17 protein-coding genes are annotated in these 18,735 nt (G+C 37.8%); 1 reads left to right on the top strand and 16 read right to left on the bottom strand.

The window, feature by feature from the left end:
* Window positions 1-40 precede the first annotated feature (40 nt).
* From J7E63_RS02790 to J7E63_RS02835, 10 genes are all read right to left on the bottom strand, one after another.
* Window positions 41-1,234, bottom strand: coding sequence for an acyl-CoA dehydrogenase family protein (locus J7E63_RS02790; protein ID WP_215010196.1), 1,194 nt, complete (start codon window positions 1,232-1,234; stop codon window positions 41-43).
* A gap of 54 nt (window positions 1,235-1,288) precedes the next feature.
* Window positions 1,289-1,942 carry a GntR family transcriptional regulator gene (locus J7E63_RS02795; RefSeq protein WP_215010197.1) on the bottom strand — a complete coding sequence of 218 codons (654 nt, stop codon included), beginning with the start codon at window positions 1,940-1,942 and terminating at the stop codon, window positions 1,289-1,291.
* Between the two features lie 141 nt (window positions 1,943-2,083).
* Window positions 2,084-2,929: an alpha/beta fold hydrolase gene (locus J7E63_RS02800; RefSeq protein WP_215010198.1), complete on the bottom strand. Its 846-nt coding sequence runs from the start codon at window positions 2,927-2,929 to the stop codon at window positions 2,084-2,086.
* A gap of 234 nt (window positions 2,930-3,163) precedes the next feature.
* Window positions 3,164-4,420 (bottom strand): anaerobic sulfatase maturase, encoded by a 1,257-nt coding sequence (locus tag J7E63_RS02805; protein WP_215010199.1) that lies wholly within the window; start codon window positions 4,418-4,420, stop codon window positions 3,164-3,166.
* Window positions 4,421-4,515: 95 nt separating this feature from the next.
* Window positions 4,516-6,810, bottom strand: coding sequence for an arylsulfatase (locus J7E63_RS02810; protein WP_215010200.1), 2,295 nt, complete (start codon window positions 6,808-6,810; stop codon window positions 4,516-4,518).
* 78 nt (window positions 6,811-6,888) lie between these two features.
* Window positions 6,889-7,716 carry an SDR family NAD(P)-dependent oxidoreductase gene (locus J7E63_RS02815; RefSeq protein ID WP_215010201.1) on the bottom strand — a complete coding sequence of 276 codons (828 nt, stop codon included), beginning with the start codon at window positions 7,714-7,716 and terminating at the stop codon, window positions 6,889-6,891.
* Window positions 7,717-7,748: 32 nt separating this feature from the next.
* Complete coding sequence (locus J7E63_RS02820) at window positions 7,749-8,501, bottom strand: SDR family NAD(P)-dependent oxidoreductase (RefSeq protein WP_215010202.1); 753 nt, start codon at window positions 8,499-8,501, stop codon at window positions 7,749-7,751.
* Window positions 8,502-8,587: 86 nt separating this feature from the next.
* On the bottom strand, window positions 8,588-9,787 hold the full coding sequence (locus tag J7E63_RS02825; RefSeq protein WP_215010203.1) for an MFS transporter: 1,200 nt from the start codon (window positions 9,785-9,787) through the stop codon (window positions 8,588-8,590).
* 419 nt (window positions 9,788-10,206) lie between these two features.
* The gene (locus tag J7E63_RS02830) at window positions 10,207-10,671 is read right to left on the bottom strand and encodes a flavin reductase family protein (RefSeq protein WP_215010204.1); all 465 of its coding nucleotides are present in this window, start codon (window positions 10,669-10,671) and stop codon (window positions 10,207-10,209) included.
* Between the two features lie 28 nt (window positions 10,672-10,699).
* On the bottom strand, window positions 10,700-11,350 hold the full coding sequence (locus J7E63_RS02835) for a protein kinase family protein (protein WP_215010205.1): 651 nt from the start codon (window positions 11,348-11,350) through the stop codon (window positions 10,700-10,702).
* Between the two features lie 247 nt (window positions 11,351-11,597).
* On the opposite strand from J7E63_RS02835, the gene J7E63_RS02840 reads away from it, so the two are divergent.
* On the top strand, window positions 11,598-12,149 hold the full coding sequence (locus J7E63_RS02840) for a GNAT family N-acetyltransferase (protein WP_215010206.1): 552 nt from the start codon (window positions 11,598-11,600) through the stop codon (window positions 12,147-12,149).
* Between the two features lie 14 nt (window positions 12,150-12,163).
* On the opposite strand, the gene J7E63_RS02845 is transcribed toward J7E63_RS02840, so the two are convergent.
* The 6 genes from J7E63_RS02845 to J7E63_RS02870 form a co-directional block, all read right to left on the bottom strand.
* Window positions 12,164-12,364 (bottom strand): hypothetical protein, encoded by a 201-nt coding sequence (locus J7E63_RS02845; protein WP_168242806.1) that lies wholly within the window; start codon window positions 12,362-12,364, stop codon window positions 12,164-12,166.
* A gap of 98 nt (window positions 12,365-12,462) precedes the next feature.
* Entirely contained in the window at window positions 12,463-13,008 is a 546-nt protein-coding gene (locus J7E63_RS02850) for an outer spore coat protein CotE (RefSeq protein ID WP_088086429.1), read from the bottom strand.
* 443 nt (window positions 13,009-13,451) lie between these two features.
* Window positions 13,452-13,907, bottom strand: a complete 456-nt coding sequence (locus J7E63_RS02855) for a YlbF/YmcA family competence regulator (protein ID WP_088086428.1) — start codon at window positions 13,905-13,907, stop codon at window positions 13,452-13,454.
* A 1-nt stretch (window position 13,908) separates the two neighbouring features.
* Window positions 13,909-15,453 (bottom strand): tRNA (N6-isopentenyl adenosine(37)-C2)-methylthiotransferase MiaB, encoded by a 1,545-nt coding sequence (gene miaB / locus J7E63_RS02860; protein ID WP_215010207.1) that lies wholly within the window; start codon window positions 15,451-15,453, stop codon window positions 13,909-13,911.
* 187 nt (window positions 15,454-15,640) lie between these two features.
* A complete protein-coding gene (locus J7E63_RS02865) occupies window positions 15,641-16,507 on the bottom strand; it encodes a 2-oxoacid:ferredoxin oxidoreductase subunit beta (RefSeq protein ID WP_088086426.1) in 867 nt (288 codons plus the stop codon).
* Window positions 16,508-18,244: a 2-oxoacid:acceptor oxidoreductase subunit alpha gene (locus J7E63_RS02870; protein WP_215010208.1), complete on the bottom strand. Its 1,737-nt coding sequence runs from the start codon at window positions 18,242-18,244 to the stop codon at window positions 16,508-16,510.
* Between the last annotated feature and the right edge of the window lie 491 nt (window positions 18,245-18,735).

Below are 18,735 nucleotides of genomic sequence, written 5' to 3' on the forward strand. Positions count from 1 at the left end.
TAATAATCCACACGTAATCGCTTACATTTATTTCGATTTGTTACACAAAATAAGTGTTCGGTTCTTGACCGCACAATACTCTTCCATACGTTTCAATTAAACTAGTTGGTGTGATAAACCCATGTAAATGCATGGTTAGGAAATCACGATAGACTCTTTGAATCGGATTTGTTTCGTAAGTAAACATAGATCCCACTCCAGCAACTAGGAGATCAATCGCTTCTTTACATAATTGGTTCACATAACCAAAATCTGCTTTTATTTTGACAATTTCATTTTTATCCAATACCTGCCCACGCTCGGCATAGGAGTCAATTTTGTCTACAGCTCGATAAAGATGCATCTCAGCTGAATCGATTTTTAGCTGTGCTTGGGCAACCTGGTGATGTGTGATAGGTGCTTCCGCTTGTTTGTTATAGAAGGTATTTCCTATACCCGCTTTTGGAAGCCTTTCCATATATAAATCCATTGCGGCCTTTGCGAGTCCCAACGCAGGTGCTACAATCGACAAGGTCAGTGAAGGTACAAATGAAGACCTGTATAAGGCCACTTCTTTTAGTGGCTCAATGAGGTACTCGCCTTTACTTGCGAGACGATCTAATGACACACGGTGATCTGGTACAAACACATTTTTAATATGACAGCTATTACTGCCTGATCCCTTTAGGCCCATTACATACCAGTCGTCAAGGACCTCTAATTCGTTGCGGGGAATAACCATAATGGCCATTTCTACGCCGCCGTTTTCATCGTAGATTGGAAACCCAAAGTAACACCAGTCAGCATGTGGACTTCCTGAAACAAATGGCCATTGTGCTTCCTCGATATAATAGCCGCCATCTACCTTTTTGATGTCACATTTGATTGGTTTAAAGTTCCCAGCTAGAACGACATCTTCCCCTTGTTTGTAAATTTCACTTAAAGCTTTTTCTCCAAACGTATAAGAAATCATATAGTCCCTGATATTACTAAGTGCAACAAACCAGCCTGCCGACCCGTTTCCACGGGATATTTCGGTGACAACCTCTGTATATGTCCGCATATCTGTTTGATAACCGCCAAATAGATGTGGACGTAACACTTTTAATGTACCTTCATTTTGCAAGTCATCAATAATCTCTTTAGGTAATGAATTAGTCTTTTCTATTTCTTCCCCATATTGACGTAATTTTGGAATCAGAGATCGGGCCTTTTCTACCAATTCTTTCTTTGTGTCCATCACACTTTGTTCCATTAAAATACCTCCCGCAAAATAGTGGTGGTGCTTTTTCAATTATCATGTAAATATTTAGTTAAACACACGCTGGCTTAAATCAATGTCCTGATATTTTTCCCCTACTAACTTTGCAACTCGACGCATATGTTTCTCCATCAATTTTTTGGCCATTTTACTATCCTTTTCTCGTAAGTAATAAAAAATGATCCAATGCTCAGTTTGAGACTGTTTCCGTCGTTCATCCGTGAATAATTCTTCCGGGTTGCCTACAAAATTCAGGTAGTCCCAAAGTGTCTTCGCGAGATTAAAGGTATAAGTTAACTTGGAGGCTTCATAAATGGTGCGATGAAAATCGATATTTAAGCTAGAGTATTCATCAGCTGATAACCCGGTATTATCCATTTTTGTTAAGATTTCTTCTAAAAAACAAAATTCCTCTTCGTTCAGATATAATGCAGCCTGCTCAGTCATTAATGCATCTAAATTGGCACAAACCAATAATCGTTCTAAAACCTCTTCTGGGTCAGGTCTTTTTACGAAGACACCAACCTGCGGAATAATTGTGAGAAATCCTTCTTGCTCAAGTTTAGATAATGCCTTGTGGACGGGTGTCCGGCTCATATTTAGTTTTTCGGTAATCTCATTCACATTTATCGAGGTTTCTGGTTCCCAGATTCCTTCAATGATTAATCTTTTAATATAGCGATAAGCCTTATCAATTTTCATATCATACACCTGCTATTTTCTAGGATTAGTTACCCCTATAATATGTTAATTCGCTAGCGAGTGTCTATTACCACTTTAGGAAATACTAGATTTTATCCTAATCTACTATAATGAGGTATCAAGGGTGAGTTCAGTTTTAGTTTATAGGTCACCATTGAAAAAATCCGATGTTAGTTTGATAAATCTTTCTTTTTGCTCGACTTGCGCCCAATGTCCACAGCGCTTAAATACATGCAGCTGTGCATTGGGCAAATAATCCATTACATATAGGCTGCTTTGGAGTGGTACAAAACGGTCCCCATGTCCGTGAATTAGTAAAATAGAATGGTCCATCTGTTTCAGTGCTGAAGGAGGGATAAGCATATCCGACAAATGTGATTTCGAGAAATTCTCCTCATATGATCTGCGAACTTCGGGCTTTAAAAATAGCTCTAATCGTTCTGCAACAATCTTTTCCAGCTCATCTTCTAGGATACTTTTATCATATAAAAACCAACTTAATAAATTTTTAAACGCTACAGGATCTGGGTCTTTATGAAAGTTTGCCAATTTAGCAAGTTCAGGGGTTGGTTCGGTTAAACCTCCGCCTGCCCCCATTAATACAACACGATCAAAACGTTCAGGTGCGTACATTAGTAGATGCTGGGCGATGACACCACCGAGAGAGTTTCCAACTAAATGTGCTTTTTCTACCCCTAAATCATCCATCAGTGCCAAAACCTGCTTAATTCTCTCATTCATCCACTCGGCACCATTTTTTGGGTATGTCTCGGGATGGTCTGTATTTCCAAACCCGAAAATATCCGGTGCGACTACATGAAAATTCCCATTAAAATGTGGTAATATGTGCTGCCAGTTTGATTTTGCACTTACCCCTGGTCCGCTTCCATGAAGAAAGATGATCGTTTCAGAGGAGTTGTCACCACCTTCATGTATAAATGTTTGATAGCTTCCTGTTTGAACCTTTTTTGTTTCAACTGCTGTCATATTTCATTACCCTCACTTTGTAAAATAATTTTTCATGGTAATTCTTATTATCCTAAAATTTCAGTACCGTATTTTTACTACACGTATAGTGGATAAATTGGTAATAAAAGCGCTTTCTTTAACTAACTATAATTTTACCTTTGTTCATTTAATCTTGTCAATAAATTCTGAAAATTTTTTTTAGAAATCTAAATTGTTTTGTAATTATTGATTGCATTTTCTAAAATTTAAAGATTACCCTTTAATGATGAGCGGTCTATTAATAACCTCCATTACTTCTGAAGCAGGTAAACCATTTTCGATTAGTTGAACCATTACTTTCATGTATCTGTGGATATGGTTAAAGTATTTCTTATATCCAGCACACAAATAGTTTAATCCTGGTTCTCCAGCCGGAGTTAGCAGGAAGCGATGTTTCGGACACTCCCCATTACACGCGAAACGTACTTCACATGTTTGACAGTACTTTGGCAGAGTAGATTTTTTATTTTCACCAAATGCTTTCTGCTGGTTAGATTCAATCATTTCAACAAATGTATCCTCGAAAATATTACCAAGTCGGTAATCAGGATACATAAAGTGATCACACGAATATACATCACCATTATGCTCGACTATGGCAGCTCTTCCGCACGTTTCCGCAAAAATACAAGAGGTAGACGGAAGGCCCAGCCACGAAGTGAGCGCATGTTCAAAATTCATAATATGAACTTTACCAACATCATTTCTTACCCACTCTTCAAAAATCGTAATAAGAAAATCACCATATTTCTCCGATTCCACCGTCCAAGAAGAAACGGCTTTCTGGGCCTCTTCTTGATTTACGGCAGGTGGTGTGGCATGTCTCAACCCAAGTTTTTTCGCTTCCATATCCGGCATCCGTTCGACAATTGGGATAAATTGAATGAACTCTACCCCTTCTTTTTTAAAGAAATGATAGATTTCAAGCGGATACATTGAAGAAAACTTTGTCACACAGACCAATACATTAAAAGCTACCTTATATTTTTTTAATAGGCGCAATCCTTTTTGCACCTTTTGGAATGTCGGTTCACCACCACGGTCAACTCTATATCGATTATGAATGTTTTCTGAACCATCCAGACTTAGGCCTACAAGGAAATTATGTTTTGCTAAAAATTGACACCATTCTTCAGTTAACAATGTACCGTTCGTTTGCAGTGAGTTAATAATTTTTTTTCCCTTTCCATATTTCTTTTGTAATTCAATTACTTTCTTATAAAAATCGAGACCCATTAAGGTGGGTTCCCCCCCCTGCCAAACGAACGGAATTTCATTAACATTTTGAGCTTTTATGTATTGCTGAATATACTCCTCTAGCGTTTCATCCGACATCTGAAAACGGCTTTTACCAGAAAAAAAAGCTTCCTTTTCTGTATAGAAACAGTAATGGCAATCTAGATTACAAATAGGACCTGTTGGTTTTGCCAGTATATGAAATCCTTTTGTTTGATCATAAGTTTTCTCCATTTTTATACTCCTTCGCTTCTTAGAATATAAGCCAGTAACCATTTTGGCACTGACTTATATTTCTTTTTTATTTTCTTACTTGCATTTTTATAGTTTTAATTCAATTCATAGACAACTTTTTCAATCTCTCCTGAAAACTCAAAAATTCCTTCGTTTTGATAGTCTGTACTTACAGGATAGAGTGTGTCCTTCCCAATGTCTAAGCCCTCAAAAGCGATTTTATATTGGTGAGTTTTGTTAATCTCACCTTCTCCTACCTTCTGACCATTGATATAGAGACTGCCTATACCTTTATTGGATTCAGTCTTTCTAAATTCAAATCTGATTGCTGATTTACCCACAGGAACATTTTCTTTCGATTCAATTCGATAAACTGCATTTCCCATGTTGTATTCATATACTAGCTTGTTATTTTTTATAAATAACGTGTAACCACTCTCATAACCTCCTAAAGCAACAAGGACACCATCATCGGTTGCGTTGTCCCGTTCAATTGGAACTGTGATGGAGTAAGAACGGTTAATAATAAATGGTGATGCAGCCTCCGACAGGCGAGACATGCCAGGGTAAAATGTAAAGGTATTTCTTGCACGGATGGAATCCTCAGGGATGGTTAAAAAACCTTCTCCAGCAATATCTGTCATTGGAAATACTCCATATTTCCTTGCTTCCTTTTCCCATAACTGCTGCATCTCTTTTACCTTTTCTGGATATTTAGCAGCAAGGTCATTCGATTCCGAGAAATCTTCTGCGACATGGTAGAGTTGCCAGACATCCTTTTCATAAAGGTCTCCTTTTTTATGGAGTGTTAACGCTTTCCAACCATCATGATAAATGGCCCTTTGGCCATTATTTTCAAAATACTGTGTTTCCTTCCCCGATGATTTGGCACTTCTAAATGAATCGGCAAAACTCTGGCCTTGAAGGTCCATTTGCTTTACTCCCTTTATCTCCTTGGGTACATCTATTCCTAATAGGTCATAAACAGTTGGCGTGATATCACTGACATGTACATACTGATTGCGAATAGCTCCTTTATCTTTAATTAGTTTTGGATAATAAACAATCAGCGGTGTATGAATTCCAGCTTCATAGGTTGTAGCTTTATAAAATTTAAAAGGGGTGTTACTTACCTGGGCCCAACCAGTCGGTGATTCAGCCCCAGCTCGTTCGCTTCCTATATCGTCAATATGCTTGACAACATCCTCTAATTTTTCAGGTACATCGTTATATGGGAGTGTATGATTAATCGATCCAGTATTTTTCCCCATAGAACTGGTCCCATTGTCTGATAAGAAGACAATCATGGTATTTTCCAATTCTCCTACGGAACGTAACTTGTCAATAAAGCGGCCAATTTGCTCATCGGTATGCGTCAAAAAGCCTGCGTATGTTTCTTGGAAACGGATAAAAGCCTTTTTCTCATCATTAGTAAGCTGATCCCACGGCTTAACTCCAGGGTTTAGTCCCGGTAATTTAGTGTCTTTTGGAATAATCCCTAGTTCTTTCTGCTTACTAAATCTTTCTTCCCGGATTTTATCCCAGCCTTTGTCATATACCCCTTTATACATATCTATATATTTCTGTGGAACTTGAACTGGTTGGTGCTGTGCACCAAAAGATAAGTATAGGAAGAATGGTTTTTCTGGATTCACGGAAACTTGGTCGGTTACATATTGATTGGCTCGATCGACTATATCCTCTGAGAAATGATAGTTTTTCTTCTTAGGTACATCAACCGGGCTGTTATCCTGTATAAGTTCTGGTCTATATTGATCACCAGAGTCCTCAAGGAAGCCGTAGAAACGGTCAAAGCCTTTTCCTAGCGGCCAATTTTCATAAGGACCTGCAGGCGTTACCTGGTGGGAAGGCGATAAGTGCCATTTCCCTAACGCGTAATTATTGTAGCTATTTTCGCTAAGGACCTCAGCAATTGTTCCCGCTTCCGGATAGATTCTCCCCCGTTTGTTCTCATATTCAGGGCCCATATCAAAATTGGCTACGGTTGACATTCCTATATTATGTGGATTCCGTCCTGTAAGTAAAGATGCACGGGTTGGTGAACACACCGGCGTTACATGAGAATTGTTATAGCGAAGGCCGTTCTCCGCTAACCAATCCAAGTTCGGAGTTTTGACTTCGGACCCATAACTCCCAATATCAGAAAAACCAGAATCATCTAAAACAATATACACAATGTTTGGTTTGGGTGAATCTTCTCCTCCTTTTTGGCTTTTTTGTCCATTTGTTTTCTGCTTTAAAACCTCTGCTTTTACTTCCTGCCCGGTAATATTTTTATAAGAACACCCTGAAAGTAGTGCTAATGCAGAAGCTACAGCAGTCAACTTCTGAAATGGGGACTTACTAAATACTTTTAAACCTTTATCCAATGTAACTCTCCTCCTTTAATTTTTCATAGTGATAACTATAGAGATGCTTGTCTACTAATCTACATTTAAACAAATCTATTATTTATTAACTTGTTTATTTTCATCGGACGATAAGAAGGTAGAATTATGGGATATAATGTTACCCATGCCGCCACCAACATAGATTTTCTGTCCTGTCACAAAGTCCGATAATCCTGAGCCTAAAAATAAACATACACCAGCAATATCCTCAGCTGTCCCCATTCTTTGCATCGGAACTTCTTTTTTGGCAAGTGCTGTTGTAAATTTATCTCGTTCAGGACCAGGAGGCATTAATTCATCCCAAAATGGAGTCATTATTGGTCCTGGTGAAATGACGTTAACATGGATTCCTAGCGGCGCAAGTTCAAAGGCAAGATTATGAGTAAGACTCTCTACTGCACCCTTGGCAGCATGGTAATGCAGGACAACCGTATAAGCGTTAAATGCTCCAATGGAGGAGAAATTAACGATTTTTCCGTATTTTTGTTTTTTCATGTACGGTAAAATTTCCATGATTGGATTAAGGGTACCATTAAGATTTAACTTCATAGTTCTGTCCCAATCATTCATATTTATATTTTCACTGCTTCCGTTGGCACCAAAGGTACCTCCTGCACAATTTACTAAAATATCAATTCTGCCAAATTCCTTAATCGCCTGATCCACTGTTTCTTTAATCGTCGATTGATTAGTGACATCGACCTGATTATAGGCACGCGCTTGTCCGCCGCCTGTTTGGATGTTATCCGCAACAATACGGGCAGCATCAAAATCCAAATCGGCAATGACTACAGTCGCGCCTTGCTCGGCGAATTTTTTTGATGTTGCTTCTCCCATACCTTTAGCCCCACCAGTTATGACGGCTATTTTATCTTTTAACAGCATTTTAAATCCCCCTTTGCTTTATAGATTGAGCTCTATATTCCCCTTACACCGCCATCAGATACGATGGAGGTACCTGTCATATAGGACGATTCATCAGATACCATGAACAAAATTGTATTTGCTTGTTCTTCTGGTGTGGACATTCTGCCCATTGGGATGATTTTTTCCATATGTGGTGTATTTGGATTATCGACAATCATTTCCGTATAGACCACACCCGGCAATAAGCAATTCACCCTAATCCCTTTTCCGGCATATTCAGCAGCTACTACCTTTGACATATGGGTGATTCCTGCTTTAACAAAACTATAGAGGGCATGGGTAGGCATGACACTGACCGCAGCTAAAGAGGTTACATTGACAATGTTTCCTGAAGACCGTTTTTCCATATGTGGAAGGACCAACTGCATGGCACGGAAATAAGAATACGCATCAAGTGCAACGAATTCATCCCAATCACTGGTTGTTAATTCAATAAATGGTTTTTCAATAATTCTCCCTGCATTATTGATAAGAATATCAATTTGACCAAATCTCTCTAACGTACTATCTACTAAATTTATGATTTGTTCTTCGTCCGTCATATCTGTCTGTACGAAAATCGCTTCTCCTCCATGGCTATTGATGGAATCAACGATTCTTTCTCCGTTTTCCCTTCTTCTTCCAACCACTACGACTTTTGCACCCTCAGCAGCAAATAATTTAGCGGTTGCTTCGCCAATCCCGGAGGTACTGCCCGTTACAATCGCAACTTTATTTTGTAATCTTTGTAATGAATTCCCCATCTTACGTCCCCTCTCAAAAAGTAATTTTTATCATATAAAAAGCTAAAATGATGAATTCTGCACTCACCATTTTAGCTTTTTGATTGTTATTGACTTAAAGTAGCCTCAATATCCCTTTTCGGTTTCATTACCGATATTGCCCAAATGAGAGCTAACAGAACTAATCCAATCGCACTAACGGCTAATGGGAATCTACCTATATCTTGGTTAAATATATTTTGAATCACTTGAAATCCAAAAGGCCCTAAAATCCCTCCAATACCTTGCCCTGCAACAACTAAACCTACACTAGAAGGAGCACCGACAGGAGTTAACTCAGAAACCCTAGTAAATACTCCTGGAATGCCAATTCCCATTGCAAAACCACCGAATACACTTCCAATTAAGATCATTGTTAGAGTTGGAGAGTAGTAACAGATGGCCATTCCAACACCGGTCATTAAAACAGCAAGCGGTAAATACATGGTTGGAAGTTTGTGTTTTATCTTCCCAAAAAGGAAACCAGATATTAAAGTACCAAAGGTAAAGATGGATATAGCCAAGCCAGCTTCTGTGGCATTGCCTAATTTATCCGCTTGGATGACAACTGAAATATTTACTACATAGCCAAAAATTAGCGCTGAATAAAACACCTGTCCGAGACTTACCCAATAGATTGCTTTTGGCTTTTTAATCTTTACAGCTGCCTGATTACTATCGGCTTTAGATACCTGTTTCTTCTCAGGCTCGGGTAGGTAAAGGATTGTAATAGCAAGAATCCAAATAGGGAACAAGTAGGTTAGGAAACCATAATGCCAACCAAAAGCATCCGCTAAGATCCCTCCAACCAATTGGAAGAAAATAGCTCCGATACACGCAATTGTTGAGGTACCAAATCCAATCAAGAAATCTCTTTCTCTGCCTTCAAAGAAATCTGTAATTACATCTACTGACAACGGCATGGTAATCCCGACACCTAAACCTAATATCCCCCTCATTGCAATAATCACCCAGAGGTTATCAATAAAGGTTGGAAGGATACCTCCGATGATGAAGAGGCTTAAGCCGACAAACAAGAGTGTTCTCTTCTTGAACATTTTGGAAAGTTTACCATAAAAGAGAGCAGGAACAATTTGTATTAATCCTGGAAAAGTAGCAACTAACATAACAATTGTGGGGTCATATTGTGGAAATGCCTTAATGATGTCAGCCATTATTGATCCTGCTACCCCTGCAGCAACATCTTGGAAAGCAAGAATAACAACCAAAAACTTAAGAAAATTTCTGCTGATGGTCTTTACTGCCATTGTTAAACCTCCCATATCATTTCATAAATGTTTTGAAATAGATAATGAATCCGCTTTCAAAATAAAACAAAAATTTCGAGCAGGTTGTTTTGTTGGCCATCAAAACAACAGAACTAAAATTTTAATTTTACGTTTATTACTTTTCTAATTGTATAAAACGGTAAAAAAAGCGCTTTCTTTTACTAACTGTAATTCTACATACCTAATAAATACTTGTCAATGTATTCTAAATATTTTTTATTTTTAGAATTAGAGTCGTTATTTCGCGAAAACACTAAAAAATGCCCTGAAAATTTCAGGGCATTTTTTACATATCGTTATCAAGTAAAATTTTACTGATAATCTTTGCTTATCGAGTCTATTTTTTATAATCTTTTCAAAAATTAGTAAAAAACTAACCAATTTGCTTAACCCACCAATTACTCCTCTGCTAACAATCGGTATTTTCCACTAAAATAGATTAATGGATCAGAATCTTCAACTTTAAGATTGGTTACTCTGCCAATAAAAAGTGTGTGATCACCTTCATCATGCTCCGCTGATACTTCGCAAACAATTTGAGCAGCTGCTCCTGGTAAAACAGGTATACCCTCGAGGCGGTCAAACACTATTTCTTGTTGATTTTTCGACTGTCCCGCGAAAATCATTGATAATTCTTGTTGATCTGCCGCAAGTATATTGACTGAAAAGCTTTTACTTTGTTTTATTTTTTCAAGCATTTGTGCTTTTTCAGCAATTGAGATTACGACAAGTTTTGGATTTAGAGAAACAGACATGAATGCATTCGCAGTCATTCCATGGACATTTCCAGACACTTCCGTTGCGACCACCGTTACCCCTGTTGCAAACTTTCCCATTGCGTTTCGAAATTGACGATCATCCATAATTTCACCTCGCTAATTTTTATTTTTCTTAATTGCTTTTCTTTTTCAAACGACGATACATCCGATATCCTTTTCGTACCGCATCGACGATAAAAAATGGGATAGGCGGATGATATTTATATATATATGGTAAATAAATCTTGTAATAAGCTTTTTTTAAATCTTTCCATTTTTTGCAGTACCCTTGTTTATAAAAATCAGAAATATCAACAATATAACCTCTCCCCTCAAACATGACGACATTCTTGCCGTGAACATCATAGGGATTTAATCCAACCGACCTCGCATAATCCAAACCTGAATCAATATCCTTTATGACAGCTTCAGGGATTGGAACTCCCTTTACCACAGCATCAAACAAGGTAATACCGTTAAGCTTTTTTAAGATTAAATAATTTTCACCATAATCATAAAGTGAAGAATAACTTTTATGATTTCCTAACCTCTTGTAAACATCAATTTCTTTTTTAAGCTCCTCGGGGCTTCGACCATAAACTTTTACCACCCACTCTGGATGAGCATCAAGTGTAAAGACCCCAGCATAATTGCCGCGCCCTATGGTTTTCCATAACGGTGACATATTTTTTACAATGATAGGGTCAAACGGACTGTCAGACGTTAATTGTATTCTTGGTAATAATTCTGTTTCTATTAAATTTATATACTCTGCTTTTTGCATTTGCACACCTTCTAATCTATTAGGCATTCATGTTTCGAAAAGGGTCAATCTAAGAAATGATTTTCTCCACACATCTTACCATTATGTAAGATAAAATGTTCAACTAAATTTATTCAAAATTTAATGGAAATTTCTTATAAGCCATTATACACTATTAGTTAACAGAAAAATTTAGTATTCATTTGGAAATCCCCTTTTACCACTCTTGTTGAGTATACAGGTATAGGGACAAATAGAGAGGGTTGCCATGACTTTTCCCATTTTAGATACGAAAAGACTTAAATTAATTGAATTAACACATCAGCATGTTGATTATCTATACGAGATTTTATCATTAGAAGAAGTGACCCGTTTTTATGGAACAAATCGTTTTACTTTACCTGTCGAAGCTTCAAGATTAATTGATATGTTTCATAAGAACCTGGTTGATAAACGTGGAATCCGCTGGGGTATCAAATTAAAGGAAAATCAAAGGATCATCGGCACTGTTGGTCTTAATGGTTTACATCTAAAAAATAAGCGTGCAGAAATTGGTTATGAGCTTCATCCCGACTATTGGAGGATGGGCTATGGTTCAGAGGCGATTAAAGAAGTGATCCGATTTAGTTTTAATCAATTGGATTTATTTCGAATTGGAGCTATAGTTTACCCTGAAAATGTGTCATCCATAAATTTACTAATTAAGCTAGGCTTCTTGAAGGAAGGTTTACTACGAGGGTATATCAATCAAAATGAGCAATTTCATGATACGTTTGTATTATCATTATTAAAACCAGAATGGATGAAAAGCCAGGTTTAATATCCTGGCTTTTCTTATTCCTGAAAGTATTCCTTCATTGCTTTAGCGTTTTTTACTTCCGTATTATGATAATACGGATTATTTTCTGAAGCATCTTTTGGGTCAAGATTTGTTTTAATAACTAACATTGGCGAAGGAGAGCTTTCAGCGATAATTCTGTCATTTAATTGTTCAAAATCAGGCATATTTTTATTTCCAGGCTGTCTCGGTTCCATAGTAACACCTCCTTAAAATAGCTTGCTGATTTTAGCATCTAAAAATTCTTAAATCGAAAAAAGAAAAAAACTAGGAAGTAAAAACCTCCTAGTTAGTTTTATTCTTCTTCTGAGCCGACTAAGAAATCAGGATTTAACTCCTCGAATTCTTCATCGTCTACGTCCATTCCCCACTCATCGTCATTGTCCTTGCAGCCTTCAGAACTGACGCGAACACAAACCTTAGTCTCGCCAATCACCTCTACAAGGAATTCCCTTTCGACATGGACGATGATTCTGTTACCATTAGGGGAAATGACCGCTTCACAGCAATTAGGCTGCTGCAGCACTCGAGCACTTATTTCATTGTCATCGAGGCAGTCATGGTCACGATACTTTAACTTAATGACATCTGTATATTGGACACGTTCTGTAACAACTTCTGTTTTGGTATTATCATTAAATGAATACCAAACATTGATGTCGTAAGAGCCATGTATCTCTACAGTCTTGCCAACCTTTTTCGCATTGTATTTATGGTTGATGATCCAACAGCCAAGTATACTTGTTGGACTATGCGCCGGGCTAATCGTATGATTGGACTGGGTGAATTTACGTCCTTTCGCTACTACGGCCTTGGTAATTATCTCTCTATAGTCTCCCATTTCGCGCGAACCCTCCTCATTCATTTTCATTTCATCGTATGCATGATATAAGACTAGTGTGATTTTTATTTTGATGAGTACTGGATAAAAGTTTAGTCATAGTTCATTTTATGCGGGATTTATAGGTGTGTGCCTTCCTGGCCTGTACTTAAAACGAAGGTTAATAAAATGGCAGGAATCAGGGGAATATAAAAGTGGATTAGATTTATTAAAAATAGGCTGTATTAAAGGTTATTATTGATTTTATAACTCAGTTGATTGGAGCGGAAGGCGCGTAGACTCCTGCGGGAGGACGGGGCAGGGGAGACCCCCCCGCAGGCGCTTAGCGCCGAGGAGGCGGTTAGTACCCGCGGAAAGCGCAGCGCCTGGAGCGGAAATCAACAGCCAAGTTTATCAGAGCCAAAAAAATAAAGCCAGGCTTTGTTAAAAGCCTGGCTAGAGTATTAATGATCGTGATCGCAATCGTCGTGACCTTCACAAGCCCCGCCGCCATTTTGCATGCTAGATCCAGTTTCTCCTAACAATACATCGCCGCCCGTTGAAATGATAATTTCATCGGTTACAGTATTCGAAATGGTTGAGGCAATGATTTGTAGCAATTCATTCACTTCTAATTGTGATTGTTTGAAATCCTGGACCACAGGTATTTCATCCAACTCTTGCTCAATTGAAGCAATTTTATCTTCTACCTTTTTTAGTGCTTCTGGTTTTCCATAATGCTGAAGGTTTACTGCCTGCTTTTGCAATCCCTTAATGTCAGCTATTAAGGTATGAACTTTCTTATTTTCATTTAATTGAGCCTCTGCTCGTTTAAAAAAGTCAACTTCTTCTGTTTCTGCAATCATCCGTGCTAAATCAGTTGCACGTGCAACGATATCGTCTTTTGTATATTTCGCCACTTTACTTCACCTCTGCTGGTTCTAGTTCTTCCACCATTTCTCCGTTTAATGACCATGTTTTTGCTTGTGTAATTTTTACTTTTACAATCTTGCCAATCGCTGATTTTGGTGCAGCAAAGTTTACAAGCTTACTCCTAGAAGTGTAGCCTGCAAGAACATCAGGATTGTTCTTACTTTCCCCTTCAACAAGAACTTCAAGGATTTGGCCTTCATGTTTTTTCATAGCTTCTAATGAAAGCTCATTCACAAGAGCATTTAAGCGTTGTAAGCGTGCTTTCTTCACTTCCATCGGAACGTTATCCTCCATTTTTGCAGCTGGAGTACCTTCCCGCGGAGAATAAATAAATGTATATGCTAATTCATAACCAACTTCACGATAGAGGGACATCGTTTCTTCAAACTGTTCGTCTGTTTCGTTCGGATAACCAACGATAATATCCGTTGTTAAAGCAACATTCGGAATGGCTGCTTTAATTTTTTTAACAAGCTCTAAATATTGTTCTCTTGTATATTTACGAGCCATGATTTTTAACACTTCGGTTGAACCTGATTGCACTGGCAAATGGATATGATCCATTAAATTACCGCCTTTGGCAAGGACCTCAATTAGACGATCATCAAAGTCACGCGGGTGGCTTGTTGTAAAACGAATCCTTGGAATATCAATTTTTCGCAATTCATCCATCAGTTCACCAAGTCCATAAGTTCCGTCCTCTAAATCTTTCCCATAGGCATTCACGTTTTGACCAAGCAAAGTAACTTCTTGGTAGCCTTGTGCAGCTAGATGACGTACTTCTTGGATAATTTCTTCTGGACGACGGCTTCGTTCCTTTCCACGGGTGAAAGGGACGATGCAATAAGTACAGAATTTATCGCAGCCGTACATGATGTTAACCCATGCTTTAATATTTCCACGGCGTACTTTTGGAAGGTTTTCAATCACGTCGCCTTCTTTTGACCATACTTCAACAACCATTTCTTTTGACATATATGCTTCATGCAATATATTTGGTAAACGATGAATATTATGGGTACCAAAAATCATATCGACCTGATGGTAGGTTTTGAGAATCTTATTAACTACAGATTCCTCTTGAGACATACACCCACAAACACCGATAAGTAAATCAGGCTTTTCCAATTTCAAGGACTTTAAATGGCCAAGTTCACCGAACACTTTATTTTCAGCGTTCTCCCTGATCGCACATGTATTTAAAAGAATGACATTTGCATCCTCCGTGCTGTCGGTTGGTTCATAGCCTAATGCTAAGAAAATCCCAGCCATTACTTCAGTATCATGTTCGTTCATTTGACAGCCATAAGTACGGATATAAAATTTCCGCCCCTCGCCCATTCCACGAAATTCTTCAGAAATAGAAAAATCATTATGGTACTTTACTTCTTCTTTTCCGCGTTTCTTCGCTTCTGTTAAAGAAGGTGCAGTAATTACTTGTTCAAAGTACTTGCTGTAATCCTTGGCGGATTTTTTGTCCGAAGAATTAACAGACTCGACTTTCTGACCTTCTAAACGTTGTTTTTCATTCATTTGTTCAAATGCCCCTTTCTTTTCATATTACGTAATTCATCTATTAAATTTTTAAGATTTTAATCTGTGCAAAAAGATGAATGAAGACTCCAGACTTTCTCCGCACATTATTATAGTATAAAGGTTAATTTGATTGAAAACAATAGAAAATCCCGTGACGTCAAGTCACGGGATTTTGATACTATCATTAGATAAATTCAGAAACTAATTTATCAAAATAATTTTGGTCAAGATTAAGGTCAGCTTTTGATAACGGTGCTTCCGAGTAGCCCGTGATCAGTTCTTGATAAGACTTACGCTCAGTATTTTGATAAATAAGTCCTGTAACAAGACCATTATGCTTCATTAATGTCTGCATCGCATCTTCGCGATTTGAAGGGTCATAACCCTCTATATCACTAAGTTTTGTTAGATTTTCTTTAAACCAATCATAGGTGTTCACCTTATTATAGGTAACACAAGGGCTGAAAACATTGATTAAAGAAAATCCTTTGTGTTTTAAACCGGCTTCAATTAAGGCAGTTAAATCTTTTAGATCTGTAGAGAAACTTTGTGCAACAAATGTTGCTCCTACAGTCAACGCCATTTCCATCGGAGAAATTGATTGCTCAATTGACCCCATCGGAGTTGACTTTGTTTTAAAGCCTGTAGCTGAACGTGGAGAAGTTTGACCTTTAGTCAAACCATATATTTGGTTATCCATAACGATATAAGTTATATCAAGATTACGACGAATGGCATGAATCGTATGCCCCATCCCGATCGCATAACCGTCACCGTCACCACCAGAGGCGATAACAGTTAAATCACGATTAGCCATTTTAACACCCTGTGCGATTGGAAGTGAACGACCATGAATCCCATGGAAGCCATATGAATTAATATAACCGGAAATACGTCCTGAACAGCCGATTCCAGAAATTACAGCTAAGTTTTCTGGCTCTAAGCCTACATTTGCTGCCGCACGTTGCATTGCCGCTTGTACGGAGAAGTCGCCACAGCCAGGGCACCAGTTCGGTTTTACATTGTTACGAAAGTCTTTAAAAGTGGCCATTTAGAACAACTCCTTACATTTTGTATATACTTCGTGTGGTAGGAACGGATTACCATCATATTTAAGATGCTTAGTAATTTTTTCAGCATGTCCAACATTCATTTTCATAATATTGGCTAATTGTCCAGTTGCATTGTTTTCCACTACAACAACCTTCTTCGCAGAACGAACAAGCGGAAGAACTTCGTCAGTTGGGAATGGATGGATCAAACGAATATGAGCATGATTTACTTTTAAGCCGTCTTTCTCTAAACGAGTCATTGCTTCTTCAATAACACCACGCGTCGAGTTAAAACCTACAAATAGTACATCAGCATCTTCGTGCTTAACATTTTTATATACTGGTGTATTAAAGCGGATATTTTCGACCTTACGGAAACGCTTATCCATTTGAGCGATTCGATTTGAAGCAGATTCCGATGGTTTACCAGTCTCATCATGCTCGACACCTGTTACGTGGTGAATACCATTTTTCATACCAGGGATTACACGTGGAGAAACCCCGTCCTCTGTTACTTCATAGCGTTTAAAATATGCATTGTTTTCGTTAGCAGGTATATCTTCTGTTACCAATTTTCCACGTCTGATTTCAACCTTGTCATAACTTAATGGTTCAACCGTTTGTTTACCCAAGGATAATTGTAGGTCAGATAAAATAATGACTGGACATTGATATTCTTCAGCTAAATTGAATGCTTCAGCTGTATCATAGAATGCTTCTTCAACAGTACTTGGAGCCATTACAATTTTCGGAATTTCACCATGTGTTCCATAAATCATCGCCATAAGGTCTGATTGTTCTTGTTTTGTTGGTAATCCTGTGGATGGACCTCCACGTTGAGTGTCAACAATTACTAGTGGCGTTTCAGTAATACCTGAGAGGCCAATTGCTTCCATTTTTAAAGATAATCCTGGACCTGCTGAAGCAGTAATTGTACGAACACCGCCGTAGTTTGCCCCAATTGCCATTGTACATGCAGCAATTTCATCTTCGGTTTGAATTACTGTACCACCTAGTGCAGGTAGCTTTTTAATCAAATATTCCATTATTTCAGAAGCTGGTGTAATTGGGTAGGCTGCCATAAAACGGCATCCGCCTGCAATAGCTCCAAGAGCAATAGCGTCATTTCCAATCATGAACATCCGTTTTTTGCCATCAGCCTTTTCAAGCTCCATTGTTTGGATGCCAGCTGCAAGATTTTCCTTCATTTTATCAAAGCCAGCTTTGATCGCATCCATATTTTTTGCAACTACTTGGTCGCCTTTTTTACCAAAAATCTCGCGAACTACTACTTCAAATACATGAATATCTAAGTCTAATACAGCAGAAGTTGCACCAATTGCAACCATGTTTTTCATTAGAGAAGTTCCGAGCTCTGTCGCAATTTCAGTAAATGGAACCGCATACAATGTAGCTTCAGTATCTTCCGGCTTCTTTGGATTGAATTTTGCATCAGCAAGGATTACTCCATTACTGTGTAATTCTTTGTAGTTTACATCAATAGTTTCCTGGTCAAATGCTACAAGGATATCTAAGTCATCAGAAATAGAACGAACTTCTGTAGTACTAACTCTGATTTTATTGTTGGTATGACCACCTTTAATACGTGAAGAAAAGTGACGATAACCATACAAGTAATACCCCAGGCGATTCAGTGCAATAGCAAAGATTTCCCCAGTACTTTCAATACCTTCCCCTTGTTGTCCTCCAACTTTCCATGAAAGTTGATTGATCATGACTTACACCCCTTTGGATATGTAAAAATAATTAGTTTTGATGATCCATTTATTAGTTTAGCACTATTCCGAGTAAATCACTAGAAATTAGCCCATTTTATATAAAAAGACTAATAAAAAGTAGAAAGGATATGTACTAAACGCTTACAATTCTAGACCTATGAACTAAAAATTGCAACCCTTTAAAGCGAAATAATGTCTAAAATATGAATATTTTTTTATTATTTGAAATATACTTGCTTTCTACAAGATAACAAAAAAAAAAACATGATTTATCCGCATTATACGGCGTTTTGCAATATTAATTCAAGCTATGCACATTCATTATTTGTCTTTTAAAAACAATTAAAGCTTATGGTAGAATAATACTTTAATAAGTCCATATCATTTAACACCAATTAGTGAGATAAAAAACCTAAAAAATACCTGCTTGTAAAACAAGCAGGTAAAGGTAAATGTCCTTTTGTTTGGTCTCCTATAAATAGTCTATC

The sequence above is a fragment of the Bacillus sp. ISL-75 genome, from assembly GCF_018613095.1.

Bases quoted from the DNA above. Each gene is read 5' to 3' on its own strand.
- J7E63_RS02850 (WP_088086429.1), bottom strand. From the start codon at position 13,008: ATGGGAGACTATAGAGAGATAATTACCAAGGCCGTAGTAGCGAAAGGA.
- J7E63_RS02835 (WP_215010205.1), bottom strand. From the start codon at position 11,350: ATGCAAAAAGCAGAGTATATAAATTTAATAGAAACAGAATTATTACCA.
- J7E63_RS02815 (WP_215010201.1), bottom strand. From the start codon at position 7,716: ATGCTGTTAAAAGATAAAATAGCCGTCATAACTGGTGGGGCTAAAGGT.
- J7E63_RS02865 (WP_088086426.1), bottom strand. From the start codon at position 16,507: ATGGCCACTTTTAAAGACTTTCGTAACAATGTAAAACCGAACTGGTGC.
- J7E63_RS02805 (WP_215010199.1), bottom strand. From the start codon at position 4,420: ATGGAGAAAACTTATGATCAAACAAAAGGATTTCATATACTGGCAAAA.
- miaB (WP_215010207.1), bottom strand. From the start codon at position 15,453: ATGAATGAAAAACAACGTTTAGAAGGTCAGAAAGTCGAGTCTGTTAAT.
- J7E63_RS02845 (WP_168242806.1), bottom strand. From the start codon at position 12,364: ATGGAACCGAGACAGCCTGGAAATAAAAATATGCCTGATTTTGAACAA.
- J7E63_RS02825 (WP_215010203.1), bottom strand. From the start codon at position 9,787: ATGGCAGTAAAGACCATCAGCAGAAATTTTCTTAAGTTTTTGGTTGTT.
- J7E63_RS02870 (WP_215010208.1), bottom strand. From the start codon at position 18,244: ATGATCAATCAACTTTCATGGAAAGTTGGAGGACAACAAGGGGAAGGT.
- J7E63_RS02795 (WP_215010197.1), bottom strand. From the start codon at position 1,942: ATGAAAATTGATAAGGCTTATCGCTATATTAAAAGATTAATCATTGAA.
- J7E63_RS02800 (WP_215010198.1), bottom strand. From the start codon at position 2,929: ATGACAGCAGTTGAAACAAAAAAGGTTCAAACAGGAAGCTATCAAACA.
- J7E63_RS02820 (WP_215010202.1), bottom strand. From the start codon at position 8,501: ATGGGGAATTCATTACAAAGATTACAAAATAAAGTTGCGATTGTAACG.
- J7E63_RS02830 (WP_215010204.1), bottom strand. From the start codon at position 10,671: ATGGATGATCGTCAATTTCGAAACGCAATGGGAAAGTTTGCAACAGGG.
- J7E63_RS02790 (WP_215010196.1), bottom strand. From the start codon at position 1,234: ATGGAACAAAGTGTGATGGACACAAAGAAAGAATTGGTAGAAAAGGCC.
- J7E63_RS02840 (WP_215010206.1), top strand. From the start codon at position 11,598: ATGACTTTTCCCATTTTAGATACGAAAAGACTTAAATTAATTGAATTA.